The 19,256-nt window shown below is 55.0% G+C and carries 14 protein-coding genes and 1 tRNA gene; 8 read left to right on the top strand and 7 right to left on the bottom strand.

Translation table 11 applies throughout. The features are described 5' to 3' along the window. Positions 1-12: 12 nt before the first annotated feature. Positions 13-2,673: a phosphotransferase RcsD gene (gene rcsD, locus ABLU80_RS11740; protein ID WP_020078260.1), complete on the bottom strand. Its 2,661-nt coding sequence runs from the start codon at positions 2,671-2,673 to the stop codon at positions 13-15. Between the two features lie 772 nt (positions 2,674-3,445). On the opposite strand from rcsD, the gene ABLU80_RS11735 reads away from it, so the two are divergent. From ABLU80_RS11735 to mgtE, 6 genes are all read left to right on the top strand, one after another. Beyond that, complete coding sequence (locus tag ABLU80_RS11735; protein WP_015706141.1) at positions 3,446-4,573, top strand: porin OmpC; 1,128 nt, start codon at positions 3,446-3,448, stop codon at positions 4,571-4,573. Between the two features lie 103 nt (positions 4,574-4,676). Further along, positions 4,677-5,729: an FAD:protein FMN transferase ApbE gene (gene apbE, locus ABLU80_RS11730; protein WP_348849995.1), complete on the top strand. Its 1,053-nt coding sequence runs from the start codon at positions 4,677-4,679 to the stop codon at positions 5,727-5,729. A 72-nt stretch (positions 5,730-5,801) separates the two neighbouring features. Further along, on the top strand, positions 5,802-6,872 hold the full coding sequence (gene ada, locus ABLU80_RS11725) for a bifunctional DNA-binding transcriptional regulator/O6-methylguanine-DNA methyltransferase Ada (RefSeq protein WP_348849994.1): 1,071 nt from the start codon (positions 5,802-5,804) through the stop codon (positions 6,870-6,872). Then, positions 6,872-7,531 (top strand): DNA oxidative demethylase AlkB, encoded by a 660-nt coding sequence (gene alkB, locus ABLU80_RS11720; protein ID WP_348849993.1) that lies wholly within the window; start codon positions 6,872-6,874, stop codon positions 7,529-7,531. The genes ada and alkB overlap by 1 nt, the downstream gene beginning before the upstream one ends. A 68-nt stretch (positions 7,532-7,599) precedes the next feature. Then, positions 7,600-9,243 carry a multidrug ABC transporter permease/ATP-binding protein gene (locus ABLU80_RS11715; protein WP_042893839.1) on the top strand — a complete coding sequence of 548 codons (1,644 nt, stop codon included), beginning with the start codon at positions 7,600-7,602 and terminating at the stop codon, positions 9,241-9,243. A 164-nt stretch (positions 9,244-9,407) separates the two neighbouring features. Further along, complete coding sequence (gene mgtE, locus ABLU80_RS11710; protein WP_015706137.1) at positions 9,408-10,844, top strand: magnesium transporter; 1,437 nt, start codon at positions 9,408-9,410, stop codon at positions 10,842-10,844. Here mgtE and ABLU80_RS11705 read toward each other — a convergent pair. Continuing rightward, complete coding sequence (locus ABLU80_RS11705) at positions 10,807-12,015, bottom strand: SulP family inorganic anion transporter (protein ID WP_348849992.1); 1,209 nt, start codon at positions 12,013-12,015, stop codon at positions 10,807-10,809. The two genes, mgtE and ABLU80_RS11705, sit on opposite strands and share 38 nt — an antisense overlap. Before the next feature lie 278 nt (positions 12,016-12,293). On the opposite strand from ABLU80_RS11705, the gene mqo reads away from it, so the two are divergent. Then, positions 12,294-13,928, top strand: a complete 1,635-nt coding sequence (mqo, locus tag ABLU80_RS11700) for a malate dehydrogenase (quinone) (RefSeq protein WP_042893836.1) — start codon at positions 12,294-12,296, stop codon at positions 13,926-13,928. A 46-nt stretch (positions 13,929-13,974) separates the two neighbouring features. On the opposite strand, the gene eco is transcribed toward mqo, so the two are convergent. From eco to ABLU80_RS11675, 5 genes are all read right to left on the bottom strand, one after another. Beyond that, positions 13,975-14,466: a serine protease inhibitor ecotin gene (gene eco, locus ABLU80_RS11695; RefSeq protein ID WP_032715000.1), complete on the bottom strand. Its 492-nt coding sequence runs from the start codon at positions 14,464-14,466 to the stop codon at positions 13,975-13,977. 129 nt (positions 14,467-14,595) lie between these two features. Beyond that, complete coding sequence (locus tag ABLU80_RS11690; protein ID WP_015365665.1) at positions 14,596-15,705, bottom strand: AI-2E family transporter; 1,110 nt, start codon at positions 15,703-15,705, stop codon at positions 14,596-14,598. A 182-nt stretch (positions 15,706-15,887) separates the two neighbouring features. After that, a tRNA-Pro gene (locus ABLU80_RS11685) sits at positions 15,888-15,964 on the bottom strand. Between the two features lie 76 nt (positions 15,965-16,040). Next, entirely contained in the window at positions 16,041-17,801 is a 1,761-nt protein-coding gene (gene yejM / locus ABLU80_RS11680) for an LPS biosynthesis-modulating metalloenzyme YejM (protein WP_047076990.1), read from the bottom strand. A 19-nt stretch (positions 17,802-17,820) separates the two neighbouring features. Beyond that, complete coding sequence (locus ABLU80_RS11675) at positions 17,821-18,048, bottom strand: YejL family protein (protein WP_015365667.1); 228 nt, start codon at positions 18,046-18,048, stop codon at positions 17,821-17,823. A 188-nt stretch (positions 18,049-18,236) separates the two neighbouring features. On the opposite strand from ABLU80_RS11675, the gene yejK reads away from it, so the two are divergent. Next, positions 18,237-19,244: a nucleoid-associated protein YejK gene (gene yejK / locus ABLU80_RS11670; protein WP_015365669.1), complete on the top strand. Its 1,008-nt coding sequence runs from the start codon at positions 18,237-18,239 to the stop codon at positions 19,242-19,244. The last annotated feature ends 12 nt before the right edge of the window (positions 19,245-19,256 follow it).

The raw sequence follows: 19,256 nt of genomic DNA, 5'->3' as shown, positions 1-19,256 counted from the left end.
TAGGCTACCTTGCTACAGCAAGCTCTTGACGTAACCGTCAATGTCGCTGATGTATTTTTCTATACCTTGAGTATCTCGTTCATGAATCAGATGCTCAAGCGCTTCACATAACTGCTTGCCGGGTATCAAATTAAGCATAGCAAACGCGCCTTTAAGGCGGTGAGCGGTCTGCGCCAGCGCAGCGAAATCGCTGGTGGTGAATTCAGTATACAATCTCTGAACATCATCCGGTACCGTGTCGGCAAACAGCGCGTAATAGCCGCTGGCATGGAGTTCCGCATTCCCCTCGTTTCCTGTTGAGGAGGGCTGAACCTCTTCTTGCGCCAGCTGCTGCTCAATCAGCTGCAGGATAGCTTCCTGCATGGCAGTGCTGATATTAAAATTGACGCTCAACTGGCCTGGGCCAATTTTGCGTATCCCAACCTCATCATCGCTTAAAAGCAAGCCTGAAGCAGTAAGATTAGACGGATTATCCGTTAAAAAGAGATCATACTCTTGACTTGTGAGCCTTTCGTCCGGGGTGATACAGCTTGCGCCCCAGCTCTCTAACTGACGCGTCACGATGCGGCGCACTTCATTGGCGGTGATGTCAATCATCACGACCACATCGTCCAGCAGATGTTCGCCGGAGTCGCTCTCTTCCTCACTTGCCGCCATTTTAAGGTGTAGCGAGTAGCGGGTGCCGAGCGATTCCCGCGCCTTAATATTAAGCTGTCCGCCAAGCTTGCGAGTTAACCGGTCGCACAGCCAGAAGGTGAGGGCGTTGGCTTTGCCGTACTGGTCGGCTTGCGTCTCATTAAGGAACGGGAAGTGCATATTATCGATTTCATTGCCGCTCACGCCATTGCCGGTATCGAGGATACGGAAGGTCAGACGATCGTCGGCAGATTCATCTTTGCTCACCTCAAGCGTAATTTTACCGATGGGGGTGGTGGTGATCGCGTATTGAATCAGAAGTAATAGCGTGCGGCGCAGCGCGTCGCGGTCGCCGTAGCGCTGCTCATTGGCCGGCAGCGCATTATTGATTAACAGCTGAAGTCCTTTGCGTTTCACCATCGGCAGGACTTCAGGAACCACTTCATCTATTAAGCCCTGAATGGAGAACAAACCGGGGGTGGTTTTCCAGGTATCGCTTTCCAGTAAGTTCGCCAACTGAATCTCATCGACAAGATGAACCAGTTCATCAGCGTGCTGCGCCAGTTTGCGGCTTTCATGAATCCCGACGGCCGCCGCCTCCTGCGCCAGAGCCTGCGCCGGGTCTTTCAGCGCGGCGCCAATATTCTGCATAAAGGCGATGCGCCCCTGCTGATTTTTCTCATACAGACGCTGGGCCTGTTTGAGTTTTTTGTTCACCATCACTTCTCTATCCTGGTCGCGAATAATCAGGATCTGCGTGCGAGGAGCCACCTGGCTGCGGTACTGGCGGATTTCATAAAGTTCATTATTGATCGTCGCCTGAATCACCCCTTGATGCTGATCGGCCATATTGGTGATGTTCTGCAGGTTGAGGTGCGGCAGCAGATGATCGGCAATCGGGTTACTAATAATGGTGCGATTGGCTTCCTGATCGTGCACCAACAGGCCCAACGGTAGCAAAGAGACGATCTCTTCATTAATTGCGCGCTGAGCGCGCAGCTCGCTGTTGGCCGCGGCGGGGGCCGTGCTTACGCTGCCGGGGGTACGGCGGCCGCTATAGTTGCGGAAAGTGGTAAAGCCAAACAGAGTTAACGCCAGCAGGCCAATGGTGAGCAGCAGCGGCAGTAAAATATTCTGTAAGGATTCCATTAGCAAAGTGCTGAACGGCACGACCCACACCAGCCGCATGCCGGTGGTATTGATGGCGGTGGTTATCTCAATACGCAGGCCATTAAAGCTGACGCTAACGTTATCAACGGCTTCTTTGTCTGCGCTGCTAGCGCCATTTTGCGCCGGATCTGGCTCGAGACGGAAGCTGTCCAGCGACATGCTCGGGGGGATGAGGTCGTTAATCGGTAAATCGAAGGCGACAACCGTTGCCAGGTGACCCGGCTGGTTAAAGGTGGTGCGTAGTGTGAAGTAGTGGCCATTTTGCCACGTCAGGTGACGCAGTGAAGAAAAGGTTTCCCGTTCGTCCAGCGTGTTTGCCTGCAGGAGCATTTCGGCGCGGCGGGATTCCACCACGCTGCTAATCGTCGATTCTTTAAAACTCGAAGACAGATCTTTCAGCGGCAGGGTGGAGACCAGAATCAGGCTGTTATCCAACCCATTCAGGTAATACATCGACCAGGGAATGGTTTCCGCGCCCCATAAAATATCGAGGTAGTTGGAAATTTTCTGCGTCATCTCAAGCGTCGAGCTGTCATGAGAGCCGAAGATCAGCGCTTCGGTCTTACGTCGCGGCTTTTCCAGATAGTAGACATCCTGCTTCAGGCGCGTCTCCTGCAGACCATCGCTTGAGGTACTTGAGCTGGTGGCGGCAATGTTGTCGTAAATCTGCCAGGTGGCATAACGCCAGGTATCGATGCGTTTGTGTAAAGCGTGGCTGATATCAACCACCTGGTAACTCCGGTCTTTTAGCCACGTATTAACCGAACTTTGGATCATCACGCCCATCGTCGCGAGCAAGACGATAACCATCAAGATGAAGAACCGGGTGATGCTACCGGGGATCAGGGAGAATTTTTTTTGGGTCATCGCGTGGCAGAGCTGCTCAGTAGTGTTTGTAAACAGGATGTTGCGCCATAGTGACGGGCAGCACAACGAATACTGGCAGGAAGTATAAAGGCTAACGCGGGAAATCCATACAACAGATTGACGCTGAGGGATCTTTTAATGCTGAGATTTCTCTCAAAACCATAGATGCGACAAATATGTACAGTTGAATTGATCTTGTACAATTAACCGACATTTCTTGCAGATAAATAGCACTAAAAAACAAGAAATTGGCCAAATAGGCTGACTTTTATTCGGAATTGATTGATTAATAGTCGTTATTTTTTTGCTGCGTTAGCACAGCATAATTCAAGATACGTAAAGAAGGGTAAAAAAAACCGGATGCGAGGCATCCGGTTGAAATAGGGGTAAACAGACATTCAGAACTGAATGACGGTAATAAATAAAGTTAATGATGATAGCGGGGATTATTTTAGTCTTCGGGGAGGATTTTGTTTTACCATTCAGTGCTATACATTTGAATGCTTATAATGCAATGATTTTTAATGAAAATATTATTTTTTTGATTTTTGGTGCTTATTTTTGCGACCTTTATTGCGCCTAAAAAGTTCCTTGGCATTTACAAATTGAAACATCTTGTGCGCATTTTGAAACACCTTAGAAGTTTTCGTATCATATTCTTGTTGGATTATTCTGCATTTTGCAGCACAATGAATACAGCCGACTGATTAGAAGGGTAATCAGTAAGCAGTGGCAATAATAAAAGGCATATAACAAACAGAGGGTTAATAACATGAAAGTTAAAGTACTGTCCCTCCTGGTACCAGCACTGCTGGTAGCGGGCGCAGCAAATGCGGCTGAAATTTATAACAAAGACGGCAACAAATTAGACCTGTACGGTAAAATCGACGGTTTGCACTACTTCTCTTCCGACGACAGCGTCGACGGCGACCAGACCTACATGCGTATCGGCGTGAAAGGCGAAACCCAGATCAACGACCAGCTGACCGGTTACGGCCAGTGGGAATACAACGTTCAGGCGAACAACACTGAAAGCTCCAGCGACCAGGCATGGACTCGTCTGGCCTTCGCGGGTCTGAAATTCGGCGACGCGGGTTCTTTCGACTACGGTCGTAACTACGGCGTTGTTTACGACGTAACTTCCTGGACCGACGTTCTGCCGGAATTCGGCGGCGACACCTACGGTTCCGACAACTTCCTGCAGTCCCGTGCTAACGGTGTTGCCACCTACCGTAACTCTGACTTCTTCGGTCTGGTTGACGGCCTGAACTTTGCTCTGCAGTACCAGGGTAAAAACGGCAGCGTGAGCGGCGAAGATCAGACCAACAACGGTCGTGACTTCCAGAAACAGAACGGCGAAGGCTTCGGCACCTCCGTAACTTATGATATCTGGGACGGCATCAGCGCTGGTTTCGCGTACTCCAGCTCTAAACGTACCGACGAGCAGAACAACTCTACCTTCGTGTCTAAGACCGATGGTGGTCGTTACGGTGTTCTGGGTGAAGGCGATCACGCTGAAACCTACACCGGTGGTCTGAAATACGACGCCAACAACATCTACCTGGCGACTCAGTACACCCAGACTTACAACGCAACCCGCACCGGTAACATCGGTTTTGCTAACAAAGCGCAGAACTTCGAAGTAGTTGCTCAGTACCAGTTCGACTTCGGTCTGCGTCCGTCCGTGGCTTACCTGCAGTCTAAAGGTAAAGACATGGGCCGTTACGGCGACCAGGACATCCTGAAATATGTTGACCTGGGTGCGACCTACTACTTCAACAAAAACATGTCCACCTACGTTGATTACAAAATCAACCTGCTGGACGACAACAAGTTCACTAAAGATGCAAGCATCTCTACTGACAACGTTGTGGCTCTGGGCCTGGTTTACCAGTTCTAAGCAAGCTGAAGTGTTGAAAAAGGCGCCTGCGGGCGCCTTTTTTTATGCCCGGTTTAACCTCGCTGGTATACTCTGGCTGCCTTTGTAACAGGAGCCCGTTTTCATGGATACCACCTTTTTCCGCGCCGCCTTTTTCGGCCTCTGCGTTCTGCTTACCGGCTGTGATTCCGCGACATCACCGGCCACGCCAAAATCCGCCGCCACCGTGCTCGATGGCAAAACGATGGGGACCTACTGGCGCGTTAGCGTTGTTGGGTTGGATCCGGCGAAAGCCGAAGATTTACGCCATAAAGTTCAGGCGCAGCTCGACGGCGATGATTGGCTGCTTTCGACCTGGAAAAACGACTCCGCGCTGATGCGCTTCAATCATGCCGCCACCACCGAACCGTGGCCGGTGAACGAGGCGATGGCGGATATCGTCACTCTGTCGCTGCGTATTGGCGCCAAAACCGCCGGAGCGATGGACATTACCGTCGGGCCGCTGGTCAATTTATGGGGTTTTGGCCCGGATAAGCAGCCGGTAAAAACGCCGACGGAGCAGCAAATCGCGGCGGCAAAAGCGCGTACCGGGCTGCAGCATCTGACGGTGATTAACCGCGCCGATAAACAATATCTACAAAAAGATATTGCGGATTTATTTGTCGATCTTTCCACCGTCGGCGAGGGCTATGCCGCCGATCATCTGGCGCGCCTGATGGAGCAGGAAGGGATCGCCCGCTATCTGGTGTCGGTTGGCGGCGCGCTGGTCAGCCGCGGCATGAACGGCGACGATAAACCGTGGCGGGTGGCGATTCAAAAACCGACCGACCGTGAAAACGCTGTGCAGGCGATAGTCGATATCAACGGCCACGGCATCAGTACCTCCGGCAGCTATCGCAACTACTACGAGCTGGACGGCAAACGTATTTCTCACGTTATCGATCCGCAAACCGGCCACCCCATCAACCATAAGCTGGTATCGGTGACGGTGATTGCGCCGACGGCGCTGGAAGCCGACGGCTGGGATACCGGACTGATGGTATTAGGGCCGGAAAAAGCGCAACAGGTGGCACACGAGCAGGGGCTGGCGGTCTATATGATCGTCAAAGAGGGAGATGGCTTTAAGATCTGGATGTCGCCGCAGTTCCGCACCTTCTTGGTCGGCGAGCAGAATTAAAAAGCAAGAAGCGCAGTTTTTTAGATCGGAGCAAGGCGCAAAGTAAGGATACACTTACAGCAGGAGCCCGCTATGAAACCGATGATTGCCGATATGACTAACGATGACCGCTGCTGGCAGGCGGTCTGCGAACGCGACGCCAGCGCCGACGGGCAGTTTGTTTTCGCCGTGTTGACCACCGGCGTCTGCTGCCGTCCCTCGTGCCGTTCACGGCGTGCGCTTCGGGAGAATGTCCGCTTTTATGCTGATGTCGAAGCCGCAAAGGCCGCCGGATATCGCCCCTGTAAACGGTGTCGGCCGGATAATCTCGACCCGGACCAACAGCGGGTCGAGAAGGTGGCCGCCGCCTGTCGTCTGCTGGAGCAAGAGGCGCCAATCACCCTTGAGGCGCTGGCGCAGCAGCTGGCGGTCAGCCCGTTTCATTTCCATCGCATTTTTAAATCCGTCACCGGGCTTACGCCCAAGGCCTGGCAGCAAGCGTGGCGCGCGCGGCGCCTACGCGAAGCATTAAGCCATGGCCAGAACGTCACCAGCGCGGCATTAGCCGCCGGCTTCCCTGATTCCGCCAGCTATTATCGCCAGGCAAACGAGACGCTGGGCATGACCGCCCGCCAGTTTAAACGCGGCGGCGAAGATATATTGATTAGCTGGGTTTGCTGCAATAGCGCCTCAGGACGGTGCCTGGTGGCGTTCAGCGAACGTGGCGTATGCGCCGTATTATTGGGCGATGACGATAAGGCGTTATCTGCGGAGCTGGCGAGCTTGTTTCCCGGCGCCCAATTACAGCCGGGTGATGATACGTTTACCGAACGCGTGGCGCAGGTGGTTGCCCATCTGGATAATCCGCAGCAGGCGGTGAATTTGCCGCTGGATATTCGCGGTACCGCTTTCCAGCAACGGGTCTGGCAAGCCTTGCGCCAGATCCCGGCAGGCGAAACCCGCAGCTACCGCGAGGTAGCGCACAGCATAGGTCAACCGCGCGCGGTCAGAGCGGTAGCCGGGGCCTGCGCTGCCAATAAACTGGCGATAGTCATTCCATGTCATCGGGTGGTGCGTGAGGGCGGGGCGCTTTCCGGTTACCGTTGGGGAAGCGAACGCAAAGCGCTGTTGCTGGCGCGCGAAGCAAAAATGCGGGAGAAATAATGCTCGATCTGTTTGCCGATACGCCGCCCTGGCAGGAGCCGCTGGCCCCCGGGGCGATGATATTACGCCGCTTCGCCGTGCAGCGCGCGCCGGCGCTGCTGCAGGCCATCGCCGCGGTGGCCAGCTCTTCTCCGTTCCGCCAGATGGTGACCCCTGGCGGTTATACCATGTCGGTGGCCATGACCAACTGTGGCCAACTCGGCTGGACAACCGATACGCACGGCTATCTCTATGCGCCTGGCGATCCGTTGACCGGCGAACATTGGCCGCCGATGCCATTGATTTTTCAGCAACTGGCGGCGGAGGCGGCGCAGGAGGCGGGCTATACGCATTTCTCCCCGGACGCCTGTTTGATTAACCGCTACCAGCCGGGCGCGAAGCTGTCGCTGCATCAGGATAAAGACGAGCGGGATTTGCGCGCGCCTATCGTTTCGGTGTCGCTGGGACTGCCGGCAGTGTTTCAGTTTGGCGGGCTGAAACGTAACGATCCGCTACGTCGGCTGCTGCTGGAACATGGCGATGTGGTGGTGTGGGGCGGCGAATCACGGCTCTTCTATCACGGCATTCAGCCGCTTAAACCGGGGGAGCATCCGCTGACCGGCGCCTGTCGCTACAACCTCACTTTTCGCCTCGCGGGTCACCGGCAAAAACAAAAATAAGAATTATTCTTGCTGTCGTCGGCAAGCCGTTTAAACTGCTGGCTGTTTGCTTGTCCGGATCGTAGCTTATGGAATTACTTGTTCTTGTTTGGCGCCAGTACCGCTGGCCGTTCATTGCCGTCATGGCGCTCAGTTTGCTCAGCGCGGCGCTGGGTATCGGGCTTATCGCCTTTATTAACCTGCGCCTGATTTCCCTTGTGGATACCTCGCTCACCGTGCTGCCGGAGTTTCTCGGCCTGCTGCTGCTGTTGATGGCGGTCACGCTCGGCTCGCAGCTGGCGTTGACCACCCTTGGTCACCACTTTGTCTATCGCCTGCGCGGCGAATTTATTAAACGCATTCTCGACACCCAAATCGAAAAGATCGAAAAAATCGGCAGCGCTTCGCTGCTGGCGGGCTTAACCAGCGACGTGCGTAACATTACCATCGCCTTTGTGCGCCTGCCGGAGCTGGTGCAGGGCATTATTCTGACCTTCGGGTCCGCCGCCTACCTGGCGTTTCTGTCCGGAAAAATGATGCTGGTGACCGCGGTCTGGATGGCGGTCACCATCTGGGGCGGCTTTGTGCTGGTGGCGCGCGTCTATAAGCATATGGCGACGCTGCGCGAGACCGAAGATAAGCTGTATCATGATTATCAGACGGTGCTGGAAGGGCGCAAAGAGCTGACGCTTAACCGTGAACGCGCCGAATATGTTTTTAATCAGCTGTATCTGCCGGATGCCCGCGACTATCGCCACCACATCATCCGCGCCGATACCTTCCACCTGAGCGCGGTGAATTGGTCGAATATCATGATGCTTGGCGCCATCGGTCTGGTGTTCTGGATGGCTAATGGCCTCGGATGGGCCAATACCGCGGTGGCGGCGACCTATTCTCTGACGCTGTTATTCCTGCGCACACCGCTGCTGTCAGCGGTGGGGGCGCTGCCGACCTTGCTCAGCGCCCAGGTGGCATTCAATAAACTGCATCAGTTCGCGCTGGCGCCTTATCGCGCCGGTTTCCCCGAGCCGCAGGCGCATCCGCACTGGCAGACCCTGGAGCTGCGCGACGTGTCGTTCCACTATCCGGATAACAGTTTTGCCGTCGGGCCGATTAATTTAACTCTCAAACGCGGCGAACTGGTGTTTCTGATTGGCGGCAATGGCAGCGGCAAGTCGACGCTGGCGATGCTACTGACCGGTCTGTATCAACCACTCTCCGGGCAGATCCTACTTGATGGTCAGCCGCTGGCGGCGGAAAAACCAGAAGATTACCGCAAACTGTTCTCGGCGGTGTTTACCGATGTCTGGCTATTCGACCGTCTGTTAGGGCCAAAAGGCGAACGCGCCGATCCGGCGTTGGTCGCGAAGTGGCTGGCGTATCTGAAGATGGACCACAAGCTGCAGCTGGAAGAGGGGAAAATCCTCGATCTGAAGCTGTCTAAAGGGCAGAAAAAACGCGTGGCGCTGCTGCTGGCGCTGGCCGAAGAGCGCGATATCATTTTGCTCGATGAGTGGGCTGCGGATCAGGATCCGCATTTCCGCCGCGAGTTTTATCAGGTGCTATTGCCGTTGATGCAGCAAATGGGGAAAACCGTGTTTGCCATCAGCCACGATGATCACTATTTCCAGCATGCCGATCGCCTGCTGGAGATGCGCAGTGGCAAGCTTAGCGAGCTCACCGGCGTTGAGCGCGAACTGGCGACCCGCGACGCGGTCGCGCGTACCGCCTGACGGTTTTGCTGATTACCCGATCGGGCGTGCTCGCCCGTTCGGGACATATTGCTGGTTTTTGCGGCAGATAAATTGCTGGCGGTTATTATTTCTCCCTCCTCGCGCTATGCTTATGGCTGCGGCCATGCAGGTCGACTTCTATTCTCACAAGGATTGCCTGAGCGATGTCCGTTTTGCATAAAAAAAGCGCCCGATTACGCGATGAAGAACGCGCCCGCCTGATTTGGCTATTGAGCACTGATAAAGCCGTCACCTCCGCGCTGCTGGGGAAACTCACCCTCGCGGAGCGCTATGATGAAGGGACGCTGGCCGATGACCTGGCGGAAGTGGAAGTGCTGGTGTCGCATCTGCCGCCGCCGGACCTCGCCGATGCCCTGGAAGCGCTGCCCTATGACGCGCGTACCGCGCTGTGGGGGCTGGTTGCCGATGACAAGCGCGGCGAGGTGCTGCTGGAGGCGTCAGAGAGCGTATGGGGCGATCTCATCGACAAGATGAGCGATCACGACCTGATATTTGCCCTGCAATCGCTGGATATTGATGAACAGGTTTACCTGTTGCAGCACCTGCCGCGCGACTTAACCGGCCGCCTGCTGGCGACGCTGCCGCCGGATAAACGTGCGCGCATTCGTCAGATGATGCGCTACGCCGATAACACCGTTGGCGCGATCATGGAATTTGAAGTGATTACCGTACGCCCGGAAGCCACTCTGGCGGCGGTACAGCGCTATCTGCGCCGTCTGGGCAAAATGCCGGAAAACACCGACAAACTGTTCGTCACCACCCGTAATAAACTGCTGCTTGGCGAGCTGGAGCTGCAGACTATTCTGCTCAATGATGCGCAAAAGCGCGTTGGCGAAGTGATGGAAGGCGATCCGGTGACTTTCCAGCCGCAGGAAGAGGCGGAAAAAGTGGCGCGTACCTTCGAGCGTGATGACTTACTGAGTGCTGCGGTGATTGATGCCGACGGCAAGCTGATGGGGCGTTTGACCATCGATGAGATCGTCGATGTGGTGTACGAAGAGACCGATAACGACCTGCGCCGGATGGGCGGTCTGAGCGAAGATGATGATGTTTTTGCGCCGGTGAGCAAAGCGGTGAAAACCCGCTGGGCGTGGCTGGCGGTGAACCTCTGTACGGCGTTTATCGCTTCACGGGTGATCGACGGCTTTGAACATACGATTTCGCAGCTGGTGGCCCTGGCCTCGCTGATGCCCATCGTCGCCGGGATTGGTGGGAATACCGGCAATCAGACGATCACCATGATCGTCCGCGCGATGGCGCTGCAGCAGATCCAGCCGGGAAGTTTTACCTTTTTGATCCTGCGCGAGATGGGCGTCGCGCTGATTAATGGCCTGGTATGGGGCGGGATAATGGGCGCTATCACCTGGTGGCTGTACGATGACCCGCAGCTTGGCGGGGTGATGACGTTGGCGATGATGCTCAACCTGCTGATGGCGGCGATGATGGGGGTTATCATCCCGATGGTGATGGTCAAGCTGGGGCGCGATCCGGCGGTTGGCTCCAGCGTGATGATCACCGCGATTACCGATACCGGCGGCTTCTTTATTTTCCTTGGTCTGGCGACGCTGTTTCTGATGTAAGCTGCGCTTTTACGCGCAGGCGGCGAGGGATGAGCGCCATCGCGATAAGCCCCGCCAGTACGCCGATCGCCAGATTACTGGTAGTGACCGTCACGACGACGGTCGCTGCCATGACCACCGTTTCCGGCCACGGATTGCGCGCCAGCGCGGTTGGGCGAATACTCTGCCAGCTGAAGGTTTTCACCGCCACGATCACCATGACCCCGGCCAGCACCGCCATTGGAATTTTGGCCATCACCTGGCTTAGCACCGTCACCAGAAGCAGCAGTACCATACCGGCCACTATCGTCGACAGGCGGCTACGCGCCTTGCCCATTTCTACGTTAACGATAGTCTGGCCGATCATCGCGCATCCGGCGATGCCGCCATAGCAGCCCGCGAGGATATTGGCGATCCCCAGTCCTGCGCTCTCACGCGACTTATTTGACGGCGTATGGGTGAGATCGTCCACCAGCTTTGCCGTCAGCAGCGATTCCATCAGGCCGACAAAGGCGATACTCAGGGCGCAGGGCCAGATAATTTTTAAGGTGCTTAAATCCAGCGGCACCGCCAGCGCGTTGAAGCCCGGCAGACCGCCGCCCATAGCGCCTTCATCACCCACGGTCGGCAGGAGCTGCCCGCTGGTGACGGTATAAGCAGTAAGGAGGACGATAGCAATAAGCGGCGCCGGCACGGCTTTGATAAAACGCGGCGCCCACAGCACGATGAGCAGCGTCAGAACGAACAGGCCGACGATGAGCGGCTGCCTGCTCCAGAAATGGGGAACCTGGGCGAAAAAAATAAGAATGCCTAGCGCATTAACAAACCCGGTCATCACCGGTGGCGGGATAAAGCGCATTAACCGCGCCATACCGCATACCCCAAACAAAATTTGAATTATACCAGCCAGAATGACAGCAGGCAGAATATACCCTACGCCATGCTGATGTACCATCGGGCCGATCACCAGGGCGACAGAACCTGCCGCCGCCGTCACCATCGCCGGGCGCCCGCCAAGAACCGCCATCGCCAGACAGAGCACTACCGAAGCAATCAGGCTGACCTGTGGGTCAACGCCGGCAATGACCGAAAATGAAATGACTTCAGGAATTAACGCCAGGGCAGTCAGCACGCCAGCAAGGGTCTCGCGTGTTATCAACGCCGGAGAGAGAGAGCGGAAAGTTGAGGGCATAAAAGTTCGCGGATGATAAAAAATTTGAATTGAGACAAGCCGCTGTTGGCGTGCGCTCCATCACAGAACGGGAGATGATAGCGCGGAAATGACCATCATACCAGTACAAAAAGTGATTTTGTGTACACATTTATTAAACATTTTTATAACAGATCTCAAAACTCAACTTAAAATTTAAACAATATTTAAATTTTTGAGTACAGGTGGTACCTTTGATCCCGAGAATCGTTTCACCTGCGCTAAATAAAAAAAGCGAGTAAAAGTAAGGCTCAAATCCGATGAAGAAAAAGATGGCCGTACCCAGCTCACAGGCGGTTGGTTCCAATACAAATCGGACCAACACCCGCCATGAGCAAGAGACGGATGTATTGTTGATTGGCGGCGGTATCATGAGCGCCACGTTGGGAACCTGGCTGCAGGAACTGGAGCCGGATTGGTCTATTACCATGGTCGAGCAGATGACCAGCGTTGCCGAGGAGAGCTCGAACGGCTGGAACAATGCGGGTACCGGCCATGCGGCGCTGATGGAGCTTAACTACACGCCGCAAACCGCCAATGGAATCAATATCGACAAAGCGGTCGATATCAATGAGTCCTTCCATATTTCTCGTCAGTTTTGGGCCCACCAGGTGACCCGCGGCATCCTGACTAAGCCGAAATCTTTTATTAATAGCGTGCCGCACATGAGCTTTGTGTGGGGTGAAGACAACGTTAACTTCCTGCGCGCGCGCTACGCGGCGCTGCAGCAGAGCGAGCTGTTCCGCGGTATTCGCTATTCTGAAGATCATCAGCAGATCAAGGAGTGGGCGCCGCTGGTGATGGAAGGTCGCGATCCGCAGCAAAAAGTGGCGGCGACGCGTACCGAAATGGGCACCGACGTTAACTACGGCGAGATCACTCGCCAGCTGATCGCCGGGCTACAGACGCATGATAACTTCTCTCTCCAGTTGGGTACCGTCGTTCGCCGCTTTAAGCGCAATGCGGACAACAGCTGGACGGTGACGCTGGCGGATGCCAACAATCGTCACCAGAAGCGAACGATCAAAACCAAATTCATCTTTATTGGCGCGGGTGGCGCTGCTCTGACGCTGCTGCAGGAAACCGGCATTCCGCAGGCGAAAGAGTACGCGGGCTTCCCGGTTGGCGGACAGTTCCTGGTGTGTGAGAACCCGGAAGTGGTTAATCATCACCTGGCGAAAGTCTACGGCCAGGCGGAAGTTGGCGCGCCGCCAATGTCGGTGCCGCATATCGATACCCGTATTATCGACGGCAAACGCGTGGTGCTGTTCGGGCCATTCGCGACCTTCTCGACCCGTTTCCTGAAAAACGGATCGCTTTGGGATCTGCTGGCCTCGACGAATACCTCGAATATTCTGCCGATGCTTAACGTCGGGATGGATAACTTCGACCTGGTGAAATATCTGATTAGCCAGGTATTGCAGAAAGATAAAGATCGTCATGCCGCGCTGTGCGAGTACTACCCGGAAGCGCGCAAAGAAGACTGGCGCCTGTGGCAGGCCGGTCAGCGTGTACAGATTATCAAGCGTGATAAGAAGATGGGCGGCGTGTTGCGCCTTGGCACCGAAGTGGTGTGCGATGATGAAGGCACCGTAGCCGCGCTGCTGGGCGCTTCTCCTGGCGCGTCGACGGCGGCGCCGATCATGGTGCAGCTGTTGGAGAAAGTCTTCAAAGACAAAGTACAGACGCCGGCCTGGCAGGCGAAGATGAAAGAGATCGTGCCGAGCTACGGTATGCGTCTGGATGGTAACCCAGCCGCTATTGAGCAGGCGCTGGCGTGGACCAGTGAAGTGCTGGGGCTACACTACGAGCCGACGACCGCGGCGGACGAGGTGCCGCAGGCCGAACTCAAACCGTTGACCGGCGGCAAACCGATGGCGGATATCGCGCTATAACAAAAACGGCAGCCTTCGGGCTGCCGTTTTGTATTACCGCAGGCGATTAACGCTCAACGGCATTACCGATAGTTTCTTCAGCTTTCCAGATGCGGTATTTCACTTCGACGTTGGCCGGAGTATAAACCACGATCGGCAGCTTGCTGTTGTAACGCAGCAGGCCTGTATCGCCGAGACCAGCGGTAATAAATTTCTTCTCTTTCTTACCGTCCGGGCAGGCCATCATGGTGGAAACCGGGGACGTCAGTTTATCAAAGACATAGTAGTCATAGCCCCAGCCTTCCAGGGTTTTGCTTTCCAGTTGACCGCCCAGGCGGTGATGGTTGCAGTCGACTTCCAGCGTCTGGCCAATCATCAGTTCAACTTTTAACGCGGATTCATCCTGCTGCTGCGGCAGCTGAATCACCTGACGCTTCATCCCTTTTTCCGCTTTCGGATAGGGGGCGACTTTCTCCAGCGGCTGTTCAGCGGCTAAGGCGCTGGTGGAAACACAGGCAACGGCCAGCAGAGAAACAGCGAGCGTAGCGATTTTTTTCACGGTTGATCATCCTTTATTATCGTTACTAACCAATACAGACTAACATCATTGTCGTGAATGGTAAGAGTTATTTACCATTATTTTCAATATGAATAGTGAAATGCACTAGCAAGCTGAGGCTTGCGTTAGCTATTCATCGCGGCTGTTTTTGGCTTCTTCAATAAACTCTTCGTCCAGTAAGTCGGCGTTCCCGGCGTGTTCACGGCCCGATAACAGGTTCCAGCAGGCAATAAACAAGGCGGCAATCAGCGGGCCGATGACAAAGCCGTTGATGCCATAGATTTCCATGCCGCCAAGGGTGGCAATCAGGATCAGATAATCCGGCATTTTGGTATCTTTCCCCACCAGTAGCGGACGCAGAATGTTATCCACCAGGCCGATGACAATCACGAAGAAACCGACAATAAACGCCCCTTGCCACAATTGCCCGGTGGCAAACAGGTAAATCGCCGCCGGCACCCAGATGATGGCGGAACCTACCGCCGGGATGAGCGACAGAAAGGCCATTAAAGCGCCCCACAGAATGCTGCCATCAAGACCGACAATCCAGAATGCAAAGCCGCCGAGAGCCCCCTGCGCCAGCGCGACGGCAACGGTGCCTTTAACCGTCGCCCGCGCGACGGCGGCGAATTTGGCAAACAGATGTTGTTTTACGTAATTGGATAGCGGCAAGGATTCAAGGATCAGAAGTACCAGATAGGGGCCATCCTTCAGCAAGAAGAACAGCAGGTATAACATAATGCCGAAGCTGACGGTAAAGCCAAAGGTCCCTTTACCAATCAGGAAGGCGCTACCGGCCAGATACTGCCCGCCTTTCAGGGCGGCATCGGACAGCTGCTGCTGAATCTGTTCCGCGCTATCGAGATTGTGCTCGGAGAGGAAACTTCTGGCCCAGCTCGGGAGATGGGCAAACAGGTTGGCGACCACCGTCGGAAACTGGGTGTCGTTGTGCTGTAACTTGGTGTAGACCACGTTGAGTTCGAAGGCTAGCGACGAAATGATAATCGCCAACGGGGTGAAAACAATAAGACAGATAATCACGACGGTCAGTAGCGCCGCGATACCGTTGCGCTCACCGATGCGCGTACGGATGTTGTTTTTTACCGGATTAAATATCACCGCCAGGATAGCTGCCCACAGGATAGCGGAATAGTAAGGGGAGAGTACGTCAAAAAAGGCCAGGGTAACGATCAGTAAAATAAGGATAAAAAATCCTTTGGTAAGTCCTTTAACTCTCATTGGGTCCGCTCCAGATGATAACGAATACAGTCGAATGATAGATGGAATTTAACAATTTGCCATCAGGATAATCGCAGTCACAAAGGGAAGGGGAGTACAAACATTAAAAAACCCGCGCTCTCAGGGAGAGTGCGGGTTCTAAAGGGGGACCGGTGGTTGTAGCAACCTACCGGTTAAATTTTTGGTCGGCACGAGAGGATTTGAACCTCCGACCCCCGACACCCCATGACGGTGCGCTACCAGGCTGCGCTACGTGCCGACGCGTGGAGGATAATATTACCCGTTCCCCCATCGAATGCAAGCGACCGACAACTGATTGATTTAAAATTAATCAATCAGTTAGCGATAAAGCGTTTTTCATCCGTCAGCACCTGCAGCAGCAGGCTGAGCTGCGGTTTTTGGTCTTTAATCTTCTCACCATCGCTGTTCCAGGTGTGGTAGGTGCCGTTGTGGTCGAGCACCACGGTCATCGTTGGCGTGGTAATCGCCAGAGTATCGCTATTGGCCGCAGTGACCCAGCTGCGGCGGCGTGCCGGGCTAAACAGGTCTTCGCCCTGCGAATATTCATTCGCTGGCGTCGACACGTGCAGCAGACGCTGCATCAGCGTCGTCATCACGTCTTTGTTATCCGTGAGCGTTGAGATCTCTTGCGCTGGGGTTCCCGGCCAGTGGATAACCAGCGGCACCTGCAGATTGCCACGTGACCAGTCGAATTTACCCTGCTTGTTATCCAGCGGCATACCGTGCCCGGCGGTAATAATCACCACCGTATTATCCAGTTTGCCCGCTTTACGCAGCGCGTCCAGCACGCGGCCAATTTGTGTATCGACGTTGCCTGCAGCGCGGCCGTAGGTGCGCGCAAAATTCTGCTGCTGGCTGTTATCAATATTAGTGCCGTTCAGCGATACCCACGAGAACCAGCGGTTCTCGTCCAGAGCGTAGCGATCCAGCCAGCCGATCCATTGGTCAGCCGTTTGTTCATCGCTCTGCGTTTTAGCCGCCGGCAGCGAGAAGTCCGACAGCAGCGCCTGGCGATAAAGCGGGCTGCTGAAACCGTCTGATGAGAACAGGCCCAACTGGTAACCCTGTTGGTTGAGGGCGGTAATCAGCGCCGCCGGAATACGCGCCGAGAGCACGCCATCCATATAACCCGGCGATATGCCGTAGAACAGGCCGAACATCCCGCTGTCGGTGCTGTTACCGGAGCTCATATGCTGGCTAAAGTTGACGCTCTCTTTCGCAAAAGCCGCTAGTTGCGGCATGTTCTTCTCGAAACGTGAATAGTTAAGGTTATCCACGGTAATGAGCAGCACGTTGTAACCCGTACCGAGGTCGCGATAGCGCAGATCGCTCAGCGGATATTGCACCGAAACCGCTTCCGGCGCGCCTTGCTCAACCAGACGGCGCTGATAGTCTTGCGCATCGAGCAGGCCATGCTTCTCAAGGAAGCGGCGGGCGGTCATCGGATAAGAAAGCGGCAAGTTGGCCCGCTGCATGGTGATCGGGCGATAGAAATTGGCATCCGCCCAGATATAAATCAGGTGGCTGCTGATAAACGAAATAAAGAAAAACCAGGCGACGGGGCGCGCGTAGTGGCGACGGCGCGTAAGGCTGCGCAGCTTTTGCCAGCTCCAGGTGGCGAAAAGCATCTCAATCAGGAAGATGATCGGTACGCTGATAAACATCAGCTGCCAGTCGCGTGCCATCTCGTTCTGATCGGGGTTAATCACCAGTTCCCAGACGACGGGATTTAAGTGCAGGTGGAAGCGAGTGAAGACTTCGCTATCGATTAGCAGCAGCGTCATCCCCGCGGTGGCGAAGATAACCGACAGGAAGCGCATAAGCCGCTGCGAGCCGACAATAAAGGTCAGCGGGAAGAGAATCAGTACATAGCTGGTGAAAACCAGAAAACTGAAATGACCAACGAGGCTGACATACGAGAATACTCGTCCGGCAAGCGTCGTTGGCCAGTCGGCGACAAAAAGATAGCGGCTGCCGAGCGCCATAGCCAACAATATGTTGAACAGGGCGAACCAGTGTCCCCAGCTGACCATCTGGGAGACTTTTTCTCGGTAGGGCTGACGAAGAGTCACCATATACTATTGTTCGTTATCCTTAGTGCGCGGGATCGTCGTTAATGGACGATTGCAGCGCCTGGGCGAAAGAACGGGCGATTGCCTGACGCTGAGCCGGCGCGACGCTACTGTTGAGCAGGTTGGTCACCATATTGCCCAGCACCATCAGTGACAGGTCAACCGGCGCTTTGTGTGTTTCCAGGACGTTCGTTAGCTCGCTGAGCAGCTGCTCGACCTGTTCATCGCTATAGCGGGATATTTGTGGCATAAACTCAAAATCTGTTTGTTCGTGAAAGGGCAACATATTACCGTAGCAGCAGCTTTTTTTCCGCATTTTTTCGCCACGGCGCAAAAGCGCCCGGCCACGCGAGTCTCAAGCATAAAAGAGGCGTCTGCCGGTTGCGTCGTCGTCCCGGTGGTGGTTGAATACCGCCCGGTCTAAAAGGAGAGTTTAACATGAGTCTGGATATCGACCAGATTGCCCTGCATCAGTTGATCAAACGTGATGAACAGAATCTGGAACTGGTGCTACGCGAGTCGCTGCTGGAACCAAATGCCACTGTCGTGGAGATGATGGCCGAACTGCATCGTGTCTACAGCGCAAAAAGCAAAGCCTATGGCCTCTTTAATGAAGAGAGCGAGCTGGCGCAAGCGTTGCGTTTACAGCGTCAGGGTGAAGAAGAATTTCTTCCTTTCAGCCGTGCGGCCACCGGCCGCCTGCGCGATGAGCTGGCGAAGTATCCATTTGCCGAAGGCGGCATTGTGCTGTTCTGTCAGTATCGTTACCTGGCGGTCGAGTATCTGCTGGTGGCGGTGCTCAATAATCTGAGCAGCATGCGCGTTAACGAAGAGCTGGATATCAGTTCCACCCATTACCTGGACATCAACCATGCCGACATCGTGGCGCGCATCGATCTGACCGAGTGGGAAACCAATCCCGAATCGACCCGTTATCTGACCTTCCTGAAAGGGCGGGTGGGGCGTAAAGTCGCCGATTTCTTCATGGACTTCCTCGGCGCCAGCGAAGGGCTCAATGCCAAAGCGCAGAACCGCGGTCTGTTGCAGGCGGTGGATGATTTCGCCGCTGACGCGCAGCTGGATAAATCCGAGCGCCAGAACGTGCGCCAGCAGGTGTACGCCTACTGTAACGAACAGCTGCAGGCGGGCGAAGAGATCGAGCTGGAATCGTTGTCGAAAGAGCTCTCCGGCGTCAGCGAAAAGAGTTTCCAGGAGTTTACCGCCGAGCAGGGTTATGAGCTCGAAGAGAGCTTCCCGGCGGATCGCAGTACGCTGCGCCAGCTGACCAAATTTGCCGGTAGCGGCGGCGGCTTGACCATTAACTTTGATGCGATGCTGCTCGGCGAGCGCGTATTCTGGGATCCGGCAACGGATACGTTGACCATTAAAGGTACGCCGCCGAACCTGCGCGATCAGCTGCAGCGCCGTACCTCAGGCGGTAATTAATCCCTGCTGATT

Origin of the sequence: Klebsiella sp. CN_Kp104 (assembly GCF_040064515.1) — a bacterium.
Taxonomy (GTDB): domain Bacteria; phylum Pseudomonadota; class Gammaproteobacteria; order Enterobacterales; family Enterobacteriaceae; genus Klebsiella; species Klebsiella aerogenes.
Note: the sequence above shows the minus strand (reverse complement) of the source record. Positions and strands in the feature narration are given on the sequence as shown.